This window comes from Streptococcus sp. HMSC072C09 (assembly GCF_001813105.1).
Lineage (GTDB): Bacteria > Bacillota > Bacilli > Lactobacillales > Streptococcaceae > Streptococcus.
Genome location: NZ_KV811496.1, coordinates 74,035 through 91,483, shown reverse-complemented (window position 1 = coordinate 91,483; position 17,449 = coordinate 74,035). Strand labels below are relative to the sequence as shown.

The following is a 17,449-nucleotide window of genomic DNA, read 5'->3' as shown; positions in this document are numbered from 1 at the left end:
CATGATGTCGTAGGTTCGAGTCCTACTGGCGGAGTATAGAAAAAAAGAGATCAGGTAATTGATCTCTTTTTTACTTTTCATTTTAATGTTAATTAAAGCTCCGTTTAGTTAACGGAGCTTTTCTCTATTTAGTTATTTGGGAAAAATGCTTGATATAAGGCTTTAATTGCTTTTTCTTCTTGATCTTTACTTACAACGAACATAATGGAAACTTCACTAGAACCTTGCGAGATCATTTGAATATTCACTTCATTTTCTGATAGTGCTTTGGCTGCAGTGGCGGTAACCCCCACTTGACTCTTCATTTTCTCACCAACAATCATAATGATGGAAAGATCATGTTCAATTTCGGCTGTGTCAACTTCTAGCTTTTGCGTTAATTGTTTTAAAATTTCTTGTTCTTTGATTGGAGTTAGTTCACGTGAACGCAAAATGATGGATAAGTCATCGATTCCTGTTGGCATATGCTCCCAACTAATATTGAGATCTTCTAAAATTTGGAGAACTTTTCGACCAAAACCGACTTCACGGTTCATAAGGTATTTTGTAGTGTTAATGCTAACGAATCCTGAATCACCTGCAATTCCTACAACAGTCACATGATCATTTGAATGTTCCAAAACAATGCGGGTTCCAGGGTGGTCTGGATTATTTGTATTTTTAATAACTAATGGAATTTTACCTCTGTATGCTGGAACGAGTGCTTCATCATGCAAGACTGAAAAACCAGCATAGGCCAATTCACGCATTTCTTTGTAGGTTAATTCAGGAATAGAATGTGGGTGTTTAATGATACCTGGATGTGCCGAAAAAATACCATTTACATCTGTAAAGTTTTCGTATAAGTCTGCTTTTACACCTGCTGCAATGATTGATCCTGTAATATCAGATCCTCCACGAGAAAATGTACAAATGTCGCCATCCTGAGTAACACCAAAGAAACCTGGAATGACAATCACTTCACTTGAATCTTTTAGTTCTTCAATTTTATCGTAACTAGATGGTAAAATACGAGCGTTGGAAGGTTCAGCAGTGACCGTAATTCCTGCTTCTTTTGGATGGATATATCTTGCTTCTAATCCATTTTGATTGAAATAAGCAGCAATGAGTTTAGCATTGTTATTTTCGCCTGCTGCTAGGAATGCATCGTATGTGAATGGATTCCCTTTTTTAGGTAAATTTGTTAAATCATAGATATCTTCTGCAATTTCTTGAATAATAGACTCTTTGAGACCCAATTCTTCTGTAATGGCACGATAACGTTCAATAATCCACTGTTGTGTTTGTGTGACATCCTTATCTGAAGTAAATTCTTTATAATAGCGGATCAGAGCATCTGTTACTTTTGTATCTTCAGCGTTGCGTTTGCCTGGAGCTGATACAACTACAAATCTTCTTTCTGGATCATCTTTAATGATATCAAGTACTTTTTTTAATTGAGAAGCTGATGCTAGAGAACTTCCACCGAATTTAGTTACTTTCATATTTTCTCCTTAATAGTTTCATTAATACATTATACCAAAGTTCAGTTATTGATACAATGTATTTTCAGATAGGGCATAAAATAATTGATTCTGTAGAGGAGAGAAATTGTAATTATTCAAATTTTACAATTTTGTTACATCTTATAGATATATTTTACTATTTTACTTTTTTGTGGTATGATATGTTATAATTCAAAAGTTTTAATATCAAAATATTTTATATTTAAATAAAAGGAGTCAGTGATGTTTGAAACAATTTTGTATTCTGTCGAAAACGACCTCGCGACAATCTCTTTAAATCGTCCTGAAGTATCCAATGGTTTTAACATTCCAATGTGTCAGGAAATTTTAGCTGCCCTGGAAGATGCAGAAAAAAATGAGGAAGTAAAATTCATTATTCTATCAGCAGAAGGGAAAATCTTTTCAGTTGGTGGAGATTTGAGCGAAATGAAACGCGCAGTCGATGCGGATGACATCGAGTCTCTTGTTTTAATTGCCGAATTAGTTAATACGATTTCAAAGAAAATCAAGCAATTGCCAAAACCGGTTATTATGGTGGCAGATGGAGCGGTTGCTGGAGCAGCTGCTAACATTTCAGTAGCTGTTGATTTTTGTATTATTAGTGATCGGACTAAATTTATCCAAGCCTTTGTTGGGGTTGGTTTAGCACCGGATGCGGGTGGCTTATTCTTGTTAGGAAAAGCCATTGGCATGTCTCGGGCTACTCATTTAGTAATGACGGGTGAAGCCTTGACTGCTGAAAAGGCATTTGATTATGGCCTAGCTTATCGTGTTTGTGAATCTGAAAGACTCGATAAAACAGTTGAGCAATTGCTTAAAAAATTAAGAAGAGGATCTTCAAATTCTTATGCTGCCATGAAAGAAATGGTTTGGGAAGCATTCTTGAAAGAATGGGACCAATATGCGGGTCTTGAATTGGATTTGCAAAAGAAACTAGCATTTACAGAAGATTTCAAGGAAGGGGTTATTGCCTACTCTGAGAAACGTCGGCCACAATTTAAAGGAAAATAAATTTGTAATTTTTCTATATTTTGTGAAAAAATGCTTGCAAATTATTTTCATTTTTGATAAAATTTGACTATCAAAGTAAAATTAGGAGGTGGAGTTTTGAATTACCAATTAGTTAACGACTATTTAACATCCATCTTTAATAATGTTTTGGTTATTGAGGAGTCGAGTCTAAGAGCAAGTCGATTCAAAGATGTTTCTATTAAAGAAATGCATACGATCGATGTGATTGGTTCGACACCGAATGCAACCCCGAGTGATATTTCACGGGAGTTGATGGTGACTTTGGGGACTGTCACGACAAGTTTGAATAATCTTGAGCGCAAAGGGTATATCGAAAGAAGAAGATCGGAAGTTGATCGCCGGGTTGTACACTTGAGTTTAACGAAGAACGGTCGTCTACTTTATCGTCTTCATCAGCAATTCCATAAACGGATGGTCAACCAGATTATTGGAGATATGAGTCCCGAAGAGAAGAAAGTGATGCAAAAAGGATTGCAAAATCTGTATCGTTTCTTGGAGGAAATTAAATAATGGTCTTTGCTAAAATTAGTCAAGTTGCTCATTATGCACCTGACCAAGTCGTATCAAATGATGATTTGGCTGAGATCATGGATACAAGTGATGAATGGATCAGTAGTCGGACAGGTATCCTTCGGCGTCACATTTCAAAAGATGAGACGACAAGTGATCTAGCAACAATTGTTGCACAAAGATTATTAGCAAAAGCAAACTTAGATGCTGAGGAAATTGATTTCATCGTTGTTGCTACGATTACTCCAGACAGCTTAATGCCATCAACTGCAGCCCGGGTACAAGCTAATATTGGAGCTTCTCGAGCTTTTGCCTTTGATCTGACTGCAGCATGTAGCGGATTTGTATTTGCATTAGCCACTGCTGAAAAATACATTTCTTCAGGTATGTACCGGCGAGGAATTGTGATCGGTAGTGAGACGCTTTCAAAAGTATTAGACTGGTCAGACCGTTCCACTTCAGTCCTTTTTGGAGATGGAGCTGGTGGTGTCTTGCTTGAAGCAAGCGATCAAAAATCGTTTTTGGCTGAGAATCTTTTTACAGATGGTAGCCGAGGTGCTAGTCTTGAGTCTTGCTATTTGGGGCTGTCTTCCCCTTATTCAGATGAAGTTTCCGATCGAAGATATCTGACAATGGATGGACGGGCAGTTTTTGATTTTGCCATTCGTGATGTCACGAAAAGTATTCAAAAAATTATAGCAGACGCCTCTATGGAAGCAGAAGAGATTGACTATTTTCTGTTACACCAGGCGAATGACCGAATGTTAGATAAGATGTCAAAAAAACTGGGTGTCTCTAGAGAGAAAATCCCAGCAAATATGATGGAATATGGGAACACTAGTGCTGCTAGTATCCCCATTCTATTATCGGAGTGTGTCGAGAATCATCGAATCAAGATGGATGGAAGTCAAAAAATTCTTCTGACAGGATTCGGTGGAGGTTTGACATGGGGCACACTTCTTGTTACAATCTAGTTAAACATGTGGAAACACATTTTAAAAATTTATATATTATTTTTTAAGGAGGCCTATCATGGCAGTATTTGAAAAAGTACAAGAAATTATCGTTGAAGAACTTGGTAAAGAACCATCAGAAGTAACTCTTGAATCTACATTCGAAGATTTAGAAGCTGATTCATTGGATTTGTTCCAAGTGATCTCTGAAATTGAAGATGCTTTTGACATCCAAATCGAAACTGAAGAAGGATTGTCTACAGTTGGTGACCTTGTCGCTTACGTAGAAGAAAAAACAAAATAATGATAGATGAGAGTATCGAAAGATATTCTCTCTTGTTTAGGTAATAGTTTGAGGCTCAAAGAAACAATCTTTTAAACTCAAACTATTACTTAAGCGAAAAAAGAGGTAGGTATAATGCAAACACGAATTACTGAACTATTGAATATTAAATATCCAATCTTCCAAGGTGGTATGGCCTGGGTTGCTGATGGAGACTTGGCTGGAGCCGTTTCAAATGCTGGTGGACTCGGAATTATTGGTGGTGGTAATGCCCCTAAAGAAGTGGTAAAAGCTAATATTGATAGAGTAAAACAAATCACTGACAAACCATTCGGTGTTAATATCATGCTTTTGTCACCATTTGCAGATGACATCGTCGACCTCGTTATCGAAGAGGGTGTTAAGGTTGTTACAACAGGTGCCGGAAACCCAGGTAAATATATGGAGCGTTTCCACGAAGCTGGAATTACAGTAATCCCAGTTATTCCATCGGTAGCACTTGCTAAACGTATGGAAAAACTTGGAGCTGATGCTGTTGTCGCAGAAGGTATGGAAGCTGGTGGTCACATTGGTAAATTGACAACCATGGCACTTGTTCGCCAGGTTGCGGATGCGGTATCTATCCCAGTTATTGGTGCTGGTGGTGTTGCAGATGGACGTGGTATGGCTGCTGTTCTTATGCTTGGAGCAGAAGCTGTTCAGGTTGGTACTCGTTTCGCTGTTGCTAAGGAATCTAATGCACACCAAAACTTCAAAGATAAGATTTTGAAGGCTAAAGATATTGATACTGTTATTTCAGCCTCAGTTGTTGGACACCCAGTTCGTGCGATTAAGAATAAATTGGCTACAGAATATAACCAAGCTGAAAAAGATTTCTTGGCTGGTAAGAAGACTCAAGAGGAAATTGAAGAGCTTGGTGCAGGTGCCCTTCGTAACGCTGTTGTTGATGGAGATGTGGAATATGGTTCAGTTATGGCTGGACAAATTGCAGGTCTTGTTCGTAAAGAAGAAACATGTGCAGAAATCTTGGAAGACCTTTACACAGGTGCTGCCAAGGTGATTAAAGAAGAAGCTGCTCGTTGGGCAGATGTAAACGTCTAAAAACGTCGAAAGGATTAGGATAGTGACAAAACGTGCGTTCTTATTTGCTGGTCAAGGGGCTCAGAAATTGGGCATGGCGAGCGATTTGTATGCGGCTTATCCCGTTGTTAAAGAGACATTTGATACGGCTAGTCGTATTCTAGGCTATGATTTGCGTGAATTGATTGATTCTAACGAAGAAAAACTGAATCAGACACGCTATACTCAACCAGCTATTTTGACAACGTCAGTAGCCATTTATCGTCTCTTAGTAGAAAATGGTATCACTCCTGATATTGTTGCCGGTCTCTCTTTGGGGGAATATTCTGCCCTGGTTGCGGCTGGAGCTCTTTCGTTTGAAGATGCAGTAGCTTTGGTTGCGAAACGAGGTGAATTCATGGAAACGGCAGCTCCCGCTGGAAGTGGGAAAATGGTTGCTGTTATGAATACAGATCCAAGTTTGATCGAGGAGATTTGTCAACAAGCATCCGAAAAGGGTGTAGTAACACCAGCTAACTACAATACGCCAGCACAAATTGTGATTGGTGGTGAGGTTGCGGCTGTGGACTATGCTGTGGAACTATTGCAGGAAGCAGGTGCCAAACGCTTGATCCCTTTGAATGTGTCAGGTCCATTCCACACAGCCTTACTGGAATCTGCTAGTCAAAAATTGGCGGCTGAACTAGAAAAAGTATCATTTAATGATTTTGATCTTCCTTTAATTGGGAATACAGAAGCTACGATCATGAAGTCAGAAGATGTGAAAGCACTTTTGGCCCGTCAAGTAAAAGAACCGGTTCGTTTCTATGATTCAATTGCTACGATTCAAGACTTTGGTGTAGATGAGGTCATCGAGATCGGACCTGGAAAAGTCTTGTCAGGTTTCTTGAAGAAAATTGATAAAACTCTTCCAACTCATAACGTCGAAGATCAGGCTAGTCTAGATGCACTTCTGAATGCTTAAAACGAGGTAAAGATGGAACTTAAAAATAAAAATGTTTTTGTAACAGGTTCAACACGCGGAATTGGATTAGCTGTGGCTCATAAATTTGCGAGTCTCGGTACCAATGTTGTCCTAAATGGACGTTCTGAAATTTCTGAGGACTTGCTTGCACAGTTTGCTGACTATGGTGTGACTGTTGTTGGTATTTCTGGGGATATTTCCAATGGCGAAGATGCGCAACGTATGGTGGCTGAAGCAATTGAAAAGCTTGGAAGTGTTGATGTTTTGGTAAATAACGCTGGCATCACAAACGACAAGTTGATGTTGAAAATGACTGAAGAAGATTTTGAACGGGTCTTGAAAATCAATTTGACCGGTGCCTTTAATATGACTCAAGCTGTCTTAAAACCTATGTCTAAGGCTCGTCAAGGTGCCATTATCAACATGTCTTCTGTTGTTGGTCTAATGGGGAATATTGGTCAAGCGAACTATGCAGCTTCAAAAGCTGGATTGATTGGTTTTACCAAATCCGTTGCGCGTGAAATTGCGGCTCGTGGGGTTCGTGTGAATGCCATTGCACCTGGTTTTATTGAATCAGATATGACAGACGCTATTCCAGAGAAAATGAAAGACGCCATGCTAGCGCAAGTGCCAATGAAACGAATTGGTCAAGCTGAAGAAGTGGCAGAAGTTGCGGCTTTCTTGGCAGGTCAAGAATATTTAACTGGTCAAACAATTGCCATTGATGGCGGAATGACTATGCAATAATGAATGCTCACTGATCGAAAATCACTTACTTAAATATCCATCCGACAAAAGGAGAATATATATGTCTACAAATCGTGTTGTTGTTACAGGTTACGGTGTAACCTCACCAATCGGAAATACACCAGAGGAGTTCTGGAATAGCCTTCATGAAGGAAAAATTGGAATCAAGCCCATTACGAAATTTGATGCTTCTGAAATTCCAGTCTTTAATGCTGGTGAAATTCAAGATTTCCCATTCGATAAATATTTCGTGAAAAAAGATCAAAATCGTATGGATACTTACTCATTGTATGCAATCTATGCTGCGATGGAAGCTATTGAAAATTCAGGCTTGAACATGGAAGAAGAAGACCGCGATCGTGTAGGTGTGATTGTATCATCTGGTATCGGTGGTTTACAAGAATTGGAAGATCAAATTATCCGGATGCATGAACGTGGGATGAAGAGAATCCAACCAATGTTTATTCCAAAAGCTCTTTCAAACATGGGTGCTGGAAACATCGCACTTAAGATTGGGGCTCAAGGGGTATGTAAATCCGTGACAACAGCTTGTGCTTCTGCTAATGATGCAATTGGTGAAGCTTTCCGTGAGATTAAATTTGGTATGCATGATGTTGTTTTGGCAGGTGGTGCTGAAGCTTCGATTACTAAGATTGGTATCGGTGGTTTCAATGCTCTTACGGCCCTTTCAACAACGGAAGACCCAGAACGTTCCTCTATTCCATTTGACAAAGACCGCAATGGTTTTGTGATGGGTGAAGGTGCAGGGGTTCTTGTCATCGAAAGTTTGGAACATGCTCAAAAACGTGGTGCTAATATTTTGGCTGAAATTGTTGGTTACGGTTCAAACTGTGATGCTTACCATATGACAACACCAACACCAGATGGTTCAGGTGCGGCCAAAGCGATTAAATTAGCGATCAATGAAGCGGGTATCAAGCCTGAAGATGTCGATTATGTCAATGCGCATGGTACATCTACACCTGCCAATGAGAAAGGTGAAAGCGGAGCTATTGTTTCTGTACTTGGTAAAGAAGTTCCTGTATCATCTACTAAATCATTTACAGGACACTTGTTAGGTGCTGCTGGTGCAGTTGAAGCGATTGCTACTATCGAAGCGATTCGTCACAGCTTTGTACCAAAAACTGCTGGTACTAAAGAATTGTCTGACTATATCGAAGCAAACGTTGTTTATGGTGAAGGTCAAGAAGCGGATATTCAGTACGCTATCTCAAATACCTTTGGTTTTGGAGGACACAATGCTGTTCTGGCCTTTAAACGTTGGGAGGGTTAATTCATGAATATTTCTGAAATCAAAGATTTGTTGGCTCAATTTGATGCGTCAACTTTGCGTGAATTCTCATATAAAAATAATGGCGAAGAATTGAATTTGAGTAAAAACCAAACGAGTTCAGTTGCATCTACACCGGTTGCTCCTGCAGTTGAAGTGGTAGCAACTCCTCAAACTCCTGTAGTAGCCCCTGTTGTTGAAGCACCAGCAACTCCAGCTGTAGCGGCTGAACCAGTTGCTGCTCCAGCTCAGGCTGCAGAAGGTGATGTGGTTGAAAGTCCATTGGTTGGGGTGGCTTACTTGTCGCCAGCACCGGATAAACCAGCCTTTGTATCTGTAGGAGACAAAGTTACTAAGGGTCAAACACTCTTGATTATCGAAGCCATGAAAGTGATGAATGAAGTCCCAGCACCAAAAGATGGGGTAGTCACTGAAATTTTGGTAACGAATGAAGAAATGGTTGAATTTGGAAAAGGATTGGTTCGAATCAAATGACAATTGATATTAATGCTATTCGTGAGGCTTTGCCGCATCGTTACCCAATGCTTTTGGTGGATCGCGTTTTAGAAACAAGCGAAGATACGATTGTTGCCATTAAAAACGTGACAATTAATGAACCATTTTTTAATGGACATTTTCCACAATATCCTGTTATGCCAGGTGTTCTCATCATGGAAGCTTTGGCACAAACAGCAGGTGTACTAGAGTTGTCAAAACCTGAAAATAAAGGGAAATTAGTCTTTTATGCAGGGATGGACAAGGTGAAGTTTAAAAAACAAGTCGTTCCAGGAGATCAACTGGTGATGACAGCTACTTTTGTCAAACGTCGTGGAACCATTGCTGTTGTTGAAGCGAAAGCAGAGGTAGACGGTAAGCTTGCAGCTTCAGGAACACTTACTTTTGCAATTGGAAATTAAGAAAGGCCTATCTATGTTTCGTAAGATCTTAATCGCCAATCGTGGTGAGATTGCAGTGCGCATTATTCGTGCGGCTCGTGAACTTGGCATCGAGACGGTTGCGGTGTATTCTACTGCTGATAAAGAAGCCTTGCATACCTTACTAGCGGATGAAGCAGTCTGTATTGGACCTGCTAAATCAACAGAATCTTATTTGAATATGAGTGCTGTCTTGTCTGCGGCTGTTTTAACAGGTGCAGAAGCTATTCACCCTGGTTTTGGATTTTTAAGTGAAAACTCAAAATTTGCGACCATGTGTGAGGAAGTGGGCATTAAATTTATTGGTCCTTCTGCTAAAGTCATGGATTTGATGGGGGATAAGATTAATGCTCGTAAACAGATGATCAAAGCAGGAGTGCCTGTTATTCCTGGATCAGATGGTGAAGTGTATACTGCTGAAGAAGCCCTCGAGATTGCAGAACGTATTGGTTACCCTGTGATGTTGAAAGCATCTGCAGGAGGCGGTGGTAAGGGAATTCGGAAGGTTGAAAAACCAGAAGATTTGGTTGCTGCTTTTGAATCTGCTTCCTCAGAAGCTCAAGCTGCTTTTGGGAATGGTGCCATGTATATGGAGCGGGTGATTTATCCGGCGCGCCACATTGAAGTACAGATTTTAGCTGATCAGCATGGACATGTCATTCACTTAGGTGAACGCGATTGCTCTCTTCAACGAAATAACCAAAAAGTTTTAGAAGAATCCCCTTCAATTGCTATCGGAAAAACTCTTCGTAATCAAATTGGTTCTGCAGCTGTTCGTGCAGCTGAATCTGTTGGGTACGAGAATGCTGGAACGATTGAATTCTTGTATGATGAAGGTAAGGGTGAGTTCTACTTTATGGAAATGAATACCCGTGTGCAAGTAGAGCATCCTGTCACGGAATTTGTAACAGGAGTTGATATCGTTAAGGAACAGATTAAAATCGCAGCTGGACAAGAATTATCCGTTACTCAAGAGGATATTGTCATTAAAGGTCATGCGATTGAATGCCGGATCAATGCGGAAAATCCTTCCTTTAACTTTGCACCAAGCCCAGGTAAGATCACTAATCTCTATCTTCCAAGTGGTGGGGTTGGCTTGCGTGTGGATTCTGCTGTGTATCCTGGTTATACGATTCCGCCATACTATGATAGTATGATTGCCAAGATCATTGTTCATGGTGAAAATCGCTTTGATGCACTGATGAAAATGCAGCGTGCTCTTTATGAGTTGGAAATCGATGGTGTCACAACCAATAGTAGTTTCCAGTTGGATTTGATTTCAGATTCACATGTGATCGCTGGTGATTATGACACTGCATTTTTGATGGAACAATTCCTTCCAAATTATAATAAGGAATGATGAAAAAGCCTGGACTTGTGAGGGAAGTATGAACATCATCTTCACAGTTTCAGGCTTTTATAGTAATGCTTCAGATACTGTAGCATATTATAAGGAGTAAGTAATGGCATTATTTTCTAAAAAAGATAAATATATTCGGATCAACCCGAATAGGTCAGCCTGGAAGGAGCCTCAGCCAAAACCTGAAGTTCCTGATGAACTATTTTCACAATGCCCAGGTTGTAAACATACCATTTACCAAAAGGATTTAGGTAGTGAGCGTGTCTGCCCGAATTGTGGCTATACCTTCCGTATTTCTGCTAAAGAACGCTTGGCGCTGACAGTGGATCCGGCTAGCTTTGAAGAAATGTTTACAGGAATCGAAACAACAGATCCTTTGAATTTCCCAAATTATAAGAAGAAACTAGCAGCAGTGCGGGAAATGACAGGACTGGATGAAGCTGTTCTGACTGGAACTGCCTTGATTAAAGGACAAAAAGTTGCGCTTGGGATCATGGATTCCAACTTTATCATGGCTTCAATGGGTTCTGTAGTAGGTGAAAAAATTACTCGTTTATTTGAATTTGCGACAAAAGAAAAATTGCCAGTTGTTCTCTTTACCGCTTCCGGTGGCGCTCGGATGCAAGAAGGAATCGTGAGTTTGATGCAAATGGCAAAAATTTCTGCGGCTGTTCAACGTCATTCTAAAGAAAAATTATTCTATTTGACGGTATTGACAGATCCGACAACTGGTGGGGTGACAGCCTCATTTGCTATGGAAGGTGATATTATCATGGCAGAGAGTCAAGCCTTGGTCGGGTTTGCTGGTCGACGCGTGATCGAATCAACTGTACGTGAAAAATTGCCAGATGATTTCCAAAAAGCAGAATTTCTACAAGAACATGGATTTGTAGACTTGATCGTGGAGAGAAGCCAAATCCGAGCAACAGTTGGACAATTATTGGCCCTTCATGGAGGTAAACATGAGTAAAATAACACAGATTATTAAAGAGGCACGTGACCAAGGAAGATTGACTGCTCTTGATTTCGCTCAAGGAATTTTTGATGATTTTATCGAATTACATGGAGATCGAAACTTCCGTGATGATGGTGCGGTGATTGGTGGGATTGGACGCTTAGGCGATCAAACGGTTACAGTCGTTGGAATCCAAAAAGGAAAAAATCTTCAGGATAATCTAAAACGTAATTTTGGGCAACCCCATCCAGAAGGCTATCGAAAAGCTCTGCGCCTCATGAAGCAAGCAGAGAAATTTGGCCGTCCAGTTGTGACCTTTATCAATACAGCGGGTGCTTATCCTGGTGTTGGTGCTGAAGAACGAGGACAAGGTGAAGCCATTGCCCGCAACCTCATGGAAATGAGTGATTTAAAAGTTCCAATTATTGCGATTATCATCGGAGAAGGTGGTTCTGGTGGTGCCTTGGCTCTTGCTGTAGCAGATAAGGTCTGGATGCTTGAGAACTCCATCTATGCAGTCTTGAGTCCAGAAGGTTTTGCCTCTATTCTTTGGAAAGATGGAAGTCGTGCCATGGAAGCAGCAGAGTTGATGAAGATTACTTCTCACGAATTGTTAAATATGGAAATTGTGGACAAGGTGATTCCGGAGCATGGATTTTCAAATGGAGAACTACTGGCTCAAGTGAAGAAGGAATTACAGGAAGAGTTAAAGGTTTTACAAGCCTTACCTCTCGAAGATCTTTTGGAGCAACGCTACCAACGTTTTCGTAAATATTAAAAAACTGAGCTTGCACTTGCAAGTCTCAGTTTTTTTAAACTTTATTTTGGTGCGATGACTTCAGCGCCACCCATATATGGACGAAGGACTTCTGGAATGGTTACAGAACCATCTTCGTTTTGATAGTTTTCAAGAATAGCAGCGACGGTACGTCCAACAGCCAATCCAGAACCATTCAAAGTGTGAAGAAGTTTTACTTTACCATCTGCTTCATCACGGTAGCGGATTTGCGCGCGGCGAGCTTGGAAATCTTCTGTATTGGAACAGCTTGAGATTTCACGGTAGGTGTTTTGCGCTGGAATCCATACTTCCAAGTCATAAGTCTTGGCAGCTGAGAAGCCCATGTCTCCTGTTGAGAGAGCTACTACACGGTATGGAAGGTTGAGTTTTTGAAGGATATTTTCAGCATTGACAACCATTTTTTCCAATTCATCATATGATTCTTCTGGTTTGGCAAATTTCACCATTTCAACCTTATGGAATTGGTGCAAACGGATCAAGCCACGGGTATCACGACCGGCTGAACCAGCTTCTGAACGGAAAGATGGACTCATAGCGGTGAAGTAGATTGGAAGATCTTTCCCATCAAGAATTTCATCGCGATAGTAGTTTGTCAAAGGAACTTCAGCTGTTGGAATGAGGACATAATTGGTATCGCTAAGTTCAAAAGTATCTTCCTTGAATTTTGGATATTGACCAGTACCAAACATAGAATCATGGTTGACCATGTAAGGAGGGATGACTTCAGTGTAGCCTTCCTTGCCATGTTCATCCAACATGAAGTTGTAGATAGCGCGTTCTAAGCGAGCTCCAAGTCCTTTGTAGAAGAGGAAACGAGCACCAGTGACTTTAGCCCCGCGTTCCCAGTCAAGGATATCAAGGTCTTCTCCTAAATCCCAGTGAGCTTTTGGTTCGAATCCAAATTCGCGCGGTGTTCCCCAACGACGAACCTCAACGTTGTCATCCTCATCTGCTCCAACAGGGACACTATCAGCTGGGATATTTGGAAGGGTAGTAGTGAATTCAGTTAATTTGGCATCGATTTCAGCCAATTCTGTATCCAATGCTTTGACTTCTGCAGAGAGGGTTTGCATGGCAGCAATCTTATCATCTGCATTTTCCTTGTTGCGCTTAGCTTGTGCGATTTCAGCAGATACAGTATTACGCTCTGCTTTGAGATTTTCTACTTTGACTAAGATATCTCGACGTTTGGCATCGATTTCTTTCATTTCATTCAAAATAGCTGCATCTACGCCACGTGTTGCCAATTTTTTAGCAACCGCATCAAAGTCTGTACGAATCCGTTTAATATCTAACATAGCTTCTCCTTTAACAAAAAACACACCTGTTACAGTGTTGGAGTGGCAGAGCCACGGTTCCATCCAACTTCACAGGTGTGCACTTGATTCGATATTTTATTTTAAAGAAACGGTAGAATTTCAATTAAGATTTCTATCTGCTCGCAGCAACCGCAGACTTTCTGAAAGAACCTCTTAACTTACTTATCCGTTTGCGTCTATTATACAAGAAAAGATCCTATTTTGCAAATAGATTTTTAATTTTAGCCGTGATGATTTGGATCAACGTAGGAAGTTTGACAATTTTATCATTTCCTAGATGTTCCCGAGCAATCTTTAAAATTTTTCCAGAGTCTTTTGAAGCAAAGAGAAATTTTGATTCTCTGGTATAGATTTCAAAATGGCGGCTAATTTTACGTCCGGATACATTGGCTCCGATTCGCTCGATTTCTTGCCAGGGAATTTGGATGTAGTCTTCTACATTTGCATCCGCATAAAATTCAAAAGCGGCATTCCCGACTAGGATTTTTCCAACCTTTCCCCCCACTCCAAGGTAAGAAACCCCTGTAGTATGGAATTCAACGGTTTTATTCAATGATTGAGCCATGAGATCCTCCTGTATTGCTGTTCACTCCATTATATCATAATAAAAAGAAGGCCGAAACCTTCTTTTTTGTTGATCTTTGCTTACATCAAGCCCGCAACGTGTGCTAATACACCGATTACAAAGAGAGCGATGATGATGGTGATTGGAGATACTTTTTTCTTCAGCAACCACATACAAGCAAAAGTAAGAAGCAATCCCATCAAACCAGGAATCAATGAATCCAAGTTTTGTTGGAAAGTCGTAACTTTTTCAGGTGTTTGAGATAGGCCTGAACCAACTTGAGCGAAGGCTTCTTGAATTCCTTTGAAACCTTCAGGAAGTTTATCCCAATGGATATAAGCTTTGTCGTCTAATTTGACAGAAGAAACATTGAAGACGAATTTAATAGATACCCAACGTTCTACCAAGACAGCGAGGATGAACATCCCAAGGATAGAAGCCCCTTTAGTGATGTCTTGCAAGATCCCACCAGACATATCTTTGGTAATTTCAGAACCTGCTTTGTAGCCAAGTTCTTGCGTGTACCACAAGAAGGCCATACGAATCGCATTCCATGCGATAAAGAAGATGAGTGGACCAAGGATATTACCAGACGCAGCAAGTGATGCACCAAGAGCCCCAAGAATTGGACGGACAGTGAACCAGAAGACTGGATCTCCGATACCCGCCAAAGGACCCATCATACCAATTTTAACCCCTTGGATGGCAGCATCGTCAATAGCGGCACCGTTTGCTCTTTCTTCTTCAAGAGCAAGCGTTACCCCGATGATAGGAGCGGCAACGTATGGGTGAGTGTTAAAGAATTCCATGTGACGCTCAAGAGCAGCCGCTTGGTCTTCTTTCTTTGTGTAGAGTTTTTTGATAGCTGGGATCAATGAGTATGCCCAACCCAAGTTTTGCATCCGTTCATAGTTCCAAGAACCTTGCAAGAAGGTTGAACGCCACCAAACTTTTTGACGATCTGATTTAGATAATTGTAATTTTTCAGTCATGATAGTGTCACACCTTTCTTAATAGTCTTCGAGAATGTCGCCAATTGGATCGTTAGAAGTAGCGGCTCCGCCACCTCCATTGCCACCTTTCTTAGAAAGAGTAAGGTAGATCAAGGCAAGGGCAACACCAATTGCTCCAAGGGCGATCAAGGTCAATTGGCTAACAGCTGCAAGAGCAAAACCGATGGCAAAGAATGGCCATACTTCACGGCTCGCCATCATGTTGATAACCATGGCATAACCAACGGCTACAACCATACCACCACCGATTTGCATTCCATCAGAGAGCCATTTTGGCATTTGTTCAAGAGCAGTTTTGACAGTTTCAGCAGGAATCATCAACAAGAGGGCTGCAGGAATGGCGATACGAAGACCTTGAAGAAGAAGGGCCACAAAGTGAGCGCGTTCTACACCTTTGATATCCCCTTTTCTAGCAGCAGCGTCGGCAGTGTGAACCAAACCAACGGAAAGGGTACGGACGATCATGGTCAAGAAAAGACCAGCAACTGCAAGTGGAATAGCGACACCTTGAGCGACAGCGATTCCTTTTGTACTGAAGTCTCCCCCAAGTACCATGATGATGGCAGCAGCGACAGATGCAAGGGCAGCATCGGGTGCAACTGCGGCACCAATGTTTGCCCAGCCAAGTGCAATAAATTGAAGTGAACCACCAAGCATAATGCCAGCAGTCAAATTACCTGTTACCAAACCGATTAAGGTACAAGCAACAAGGGGTTGGTGGAATTGGAATTGGTCAAGGATACCTTCAAGACCTGCTAAGAAGGCAACAACGACCACTAATACCATAGAAATAATAGACATGTTTAAAATCCTTTCGTAAGTAATCGATTATTGAACGTTAGCTTTGTTAATTAAGTCAAACAAATCTTTCTTAGAGTCATTTGGCACTTTACGGACGTCAAATTCTACTCCAAGATCACGCATTTTTTCAAATGTAGCCACGTCATCTTTATCCATTGACAACACATTGTTCACCATGGTTTTACCAGTTGAGTGGGCCATTGAACCAACGTTCAAGGTTTTAATCGGAACACCACCTTCGATGGCGCGAAGAGCATCTTGGGGTGTTTCAAATAAGATCAAAGCATGGGTATTTCCAAAACGTGGATCTTTTGCAACGTCGATCAATTTTTGAATTGGGACAACGTTTGCTTTCACACCATTTGGTGCCGCTTGTTTGATCAATTCCTTACGGAGTTCATCTTTGGCAACAGAATCTGAAGCAACAATGATCCGATCGGCTTTTGAATCAGGTGTCCAAGCAGTTGCGACTTGTCCATGAAGAAGACGTGTATCTAAGCGGGCAAGGTTAATCTTGAGTTTTCCATCTCCGATGACCGTTCCTTCTGGAATAGCAGCTTGGGCTACAGGAGCAGCAGTGGCTGTACTAGCTTCTTCAACAGGATTCAATTCTTCTGGAAGAGCTTTGACACCGTCTTTTGCTTCCTTAATGATGTTTGCAGCGACTTTATCAACGCCGGCATTTGCATCCATCAAACGTTCTGTATAAGCTTGAATCAACATCGGAAGGTTTAATCCTGTAATGATCGCAAATTTACGATCTGGATTTTCTCCCATGACGCGACTTGCTTGGTTAAATGGAGAACCACTCCAAAGGTCAGCCAAAACCAAGACTTCATCTTCTGCATCAAATGCGGCAACAGCTGCATTGAATTTAGCATAGAGATCATCCGGGCCTTCACTTGGCATGAACGTAACCACTTGAACTTTCTCTTGATCCCCAAAGATCATCGAGCCGGATTGGTGGATTCCAGCTGCAAATTCACCGTGGCTAGCAATAATGATACCAATACTCATTATTGACATTCCTCCTTATAAAATTTGTTTGACTTTCAGTTTAAGAAAACTTTAAGCTACTTTATTATAAATCGTTTCCACACTTAAGTCAATTTTTCTATCAAAATCTCGATGTAAAAATATTAATTTATTATATTAAATTATCGGTAAATAAAAATTAAATGCTATTGAATGGCTCTTGTTTATTAGTTGATGATGGCAGAAGAAATCAATGATATGTAAGTTTCATAGGATTTGAATTTCAATAAAAATATTCCAACAATCGATCTATATCCGCAAAAATAAAAAATAAATATATAATAAATTGTAAAATAGAGTGA

General features: G+C 40.6%; 19 protein-coding genes. 13 read left to right on the top strand and 6 right to left on the bottom strand.

All coding sequences use genetic code 11. From position 1 onward, the window contains the following. Positions 1-128 precede the first annotated feature (128 nt). Complete coding sequence (locus HMPREF2893_RS04375) at positions 129-1,484, bottom strand: aspartate kinase (protein ID WP_061591166.1); 1,356 nt, start codon at positions 1,482-1,484, stop codon at positions 129-131. A gap of 240 nt (positions 1,485-1,724) precedes the next feature. Between HMPREF2893_RS04375 and HMPREF2893_RS04370 the strand changes: the two genes are divergently transcribed. The 13 genes from HMPREF2893_RS04370 (at position 1,725) to HMPREF2893_RS04310 (ending at position 12,393) form a co-directional block, all read left to right on the top strand. Beyond that, the gene (locus tag HMPREF2893_RS04370; RefSeq protein WP_061591167.1) at positions 1,725-2,516 is read left to right on the top strand and encodes a trans-2-decenoyl-ACP isomerase; all 792 of its coding nucleotides are present in this window, start codon (positions 1,725-1,727) and stop codon (positions 2,514-2,516) included. 96 nt (positions 2,517-2,612) lie between these two features. After that, positions 2,613-3,047, top strand: coding sequence for a fatty acid biosynthesis transcriptional regulator FabT (locus HMPREF2893_RS04365; RefSeq protein WP_003003993.1), 435 nt, complete (start codon positions 2,613-2,615; stop codon positions 3,045-3,047). Then, positions 3,047-4,021, top strand: a complete 975-nt coding sequence (locus HMPREF2893_RS04360) for a beta-ketoacyl-ACP synthase III (protein ID WP_049490993.1) — start codon at positions 3,047-3,049, stop codon at positions 4,019-4,021. Before HMPREF2893_RS04365 ends, HMPREF2893_RS04360 begins: the two co-directional genes overlap by 1 nt. Positions 4,022-4,079: 58 nt before the next feature. Next, a complete protein-coding gene (locus tag HMPREF2893_RS04355) occupies positions 4,080-4,304 on the top strand; it encodes an acyl carrier protein (RefSeq protein ID WP_003003892.1) in 225 nt (74 codons plus the stop codon). A 114-nt stretch (positions 4,305-4,418) separates the two neighbouring features. Beyond that, positions 4,419-5,384 carry an enoyl-[acyl-carrier-protein] reductase FabK gene (gene fabK, locus HMPREF2893_RS04350; RefSeq protein WP_037608323.1) on the top strand — a complete coding sequence of 322 codons (966 nt, stop codon included), beginning with the start codon at positions 4,419-4,421 and terminating at the stop codon, positions 5,382-5,384. A gap of 22 nt (positions 5,385-5,406) precedes the next feature. After that, positions 5,407-6,327, top strand: coding sequence for an ACP S-malonyltransferase (gene fabD / locus HMPREF2893_RS04345; RefSeq protein WP_070674574.1), 921 nt, complete (start codon positions 5,407-5,409; stop codon positions 6,325-6,327). Positions 6,328-6,339: 12 nt separating this feature from the next. Continuing rightward, the gene (fabG, locus tag HMPREF2893_RS04340) at positions 6,340-7,074 is read left to right on the top strand and encodes a 3-oxoacyl-[acyl-carrier-protein] reductase (RefSeq protein ID WP_070674571.1); all 735 of its coding nucleotides are present in this window, start codon (positions 6,340-6,342) and stop codon (positions 7,072-7,074) included. Between the two features lie 61 nt (positions 7,075-7,135). After that, a complete protein-coding gene (gene fabF / locus HMPREF2893_RS04335; protein ID WP_003010454.1) occupies positions 7,136-8,368 on the top strand; it encodes a beta-ketoacyl-ACP synthase II in 1,233 nt (410 codons plus the stop codon). A 3-nt stretch (positions 8,369-8,371) separates the two neighbouring features. Further along, complete coding sequence (gene accB, locus HMPREF2893_RS04330) at positions 8,372-8,860, top strand: acetyl-CoA carboxylase biotin carboxyl carrier protein (RefSeq protein WP_024056372.1); 489 nt, start codon at positions 8,372-8,374, stop codon at positions 8,858-8,860. Then, positions 8,857-9,282, top strand: a complete 426-nt coding sequence (fabZ, locus tag HMPREF2893_RS04325; protein ID WP_003004019.1) for a 3-hydroxyacyl-ACP dehydratase FabZ — start codon at positions 8,857-8,859, stop codon at positions 9,280-9,282. The genes accB and fabZ overlap by 4 nt, the downstream gene beginning before the upstream one ends. A 13-nt stretch (positions 9,283-9,295) precedes the next feature. Then, a complete protein-coding gene (locus HMPREF2893_RS04320) occupies positions 9,296-10,660 on the top strand; it encodes an acetyl-CoA carboxylase biotin carboxylase subunit (RefSeq protein ID WP_003003860.1) in 1,365 nt (454 codons plus the stop codon). A 103-nt stretch (positions 10,661-10,763) separates the two neighbouring features. Continuing rightward, positions 10,764-11,630: an acetyl-CoA carboxylase, carboxyltransferase subunit beta gene (gene accD, locus HMPREF2893_RS04315; protein WP_003003810.1), complete on the top strand. Its 867-nt coding sequence runs from the start codon at positions 10,764-10,766 to the stop codon at positions 11,628-11,630. Beyond that, positions 11,623-12,393, top strand: coding sequence for an acetyl-CoA carboxylase carboxyl transferase subunit alpha (locus tag HMPREF2893_RS04310; RefSeq protein ID WP_023920222.1), 771 nt, complete (start codon positions 11,623-11,625; stop codon positions 12,391-12,393). The genes accD and HMPREF2893_RS04310 overlap by 8 nt, the downstream gene beginning before the upstream one ends. A 41-nt stretch (positions 12,394-12,434) precedes the next feature. Here HMPREF2893_RS04310 and serS read toward each other — a convergent pair whose 3' ends face one another. From serS to HMPREF2893_RS04285, 5 genes are all read right to left on the bottom strand, one after another. Continuing rightward, the gene (gene serS / locus HMPREF2893_RS04305) at positions 12,435-13,712 is read right to left on the bottom strand and encodes a serine--tRNA ligase (RefSeq protein WP_003018473.1); all 1,278 of its coding nucleotides are present in this window, start codon (positions 13,710-13,712) and stop codon (positions 12,435-12,437) included. Positions 13,713-13,929: 217 nt separating this feature from the next. Beyond that, positions 13,930-14,298 carry a DUF956 family protein gene (locus HMPREF2893_RS04300; protein ID WP_023920226.1) on the bottom strand — a complete coding sequence of 123 codons (369 nt, stop codon included), beginning with the start codon at positions 14,296-14,298 and terminating at the stop codon, positions 13,930-13,932. A gap of 80 nt (positions 14,299-14,378) precedes the next feature. Further along, positions 14,379-15,290 carry a PTS system mannose/fructose/sorbose family transporter subunit IID gene (locus tag HMPREF2893_RS04295; RefSeq protein ID WP_031575187.1) on the bottom strand — a complete coding sequence of 304 codons (912 nt, stop codon included), beginning with the start codon at positions 15,288-15,290 and terminating at the stop codon, positions 14,379-14,381. An 18-nt stretch (positions 15,291-15,308) separates the two neighbouring features. After that, positions 15,309-16,112, bottom strand: coding sequence for a PTS mannose/fructose/sorbose transporter subunit IIC (locus tag HMPREF2893_RS04290; RefSeq protein WP_048789380.1), 804 nt, complete (start codon positions 16,110-16,112; stop codon positions 15,309-15,311). A 27-nt stretch (positions 16,113-16,139) separates the two neighbouring features. Beyond that, positions 16,140-17,129, bottom strand: a complete 990-nt coding sequence (locus HMPREF2893_RS04285; protein ID WP_070664900.1) for a PTS sugar transporter subunit IIB — start codon at positions 17,127-17,129, stop codon at positions 16,140-16,142. Between the last annotated feature and the right edge of the window lie 320 nt (positions 17,130-17,449).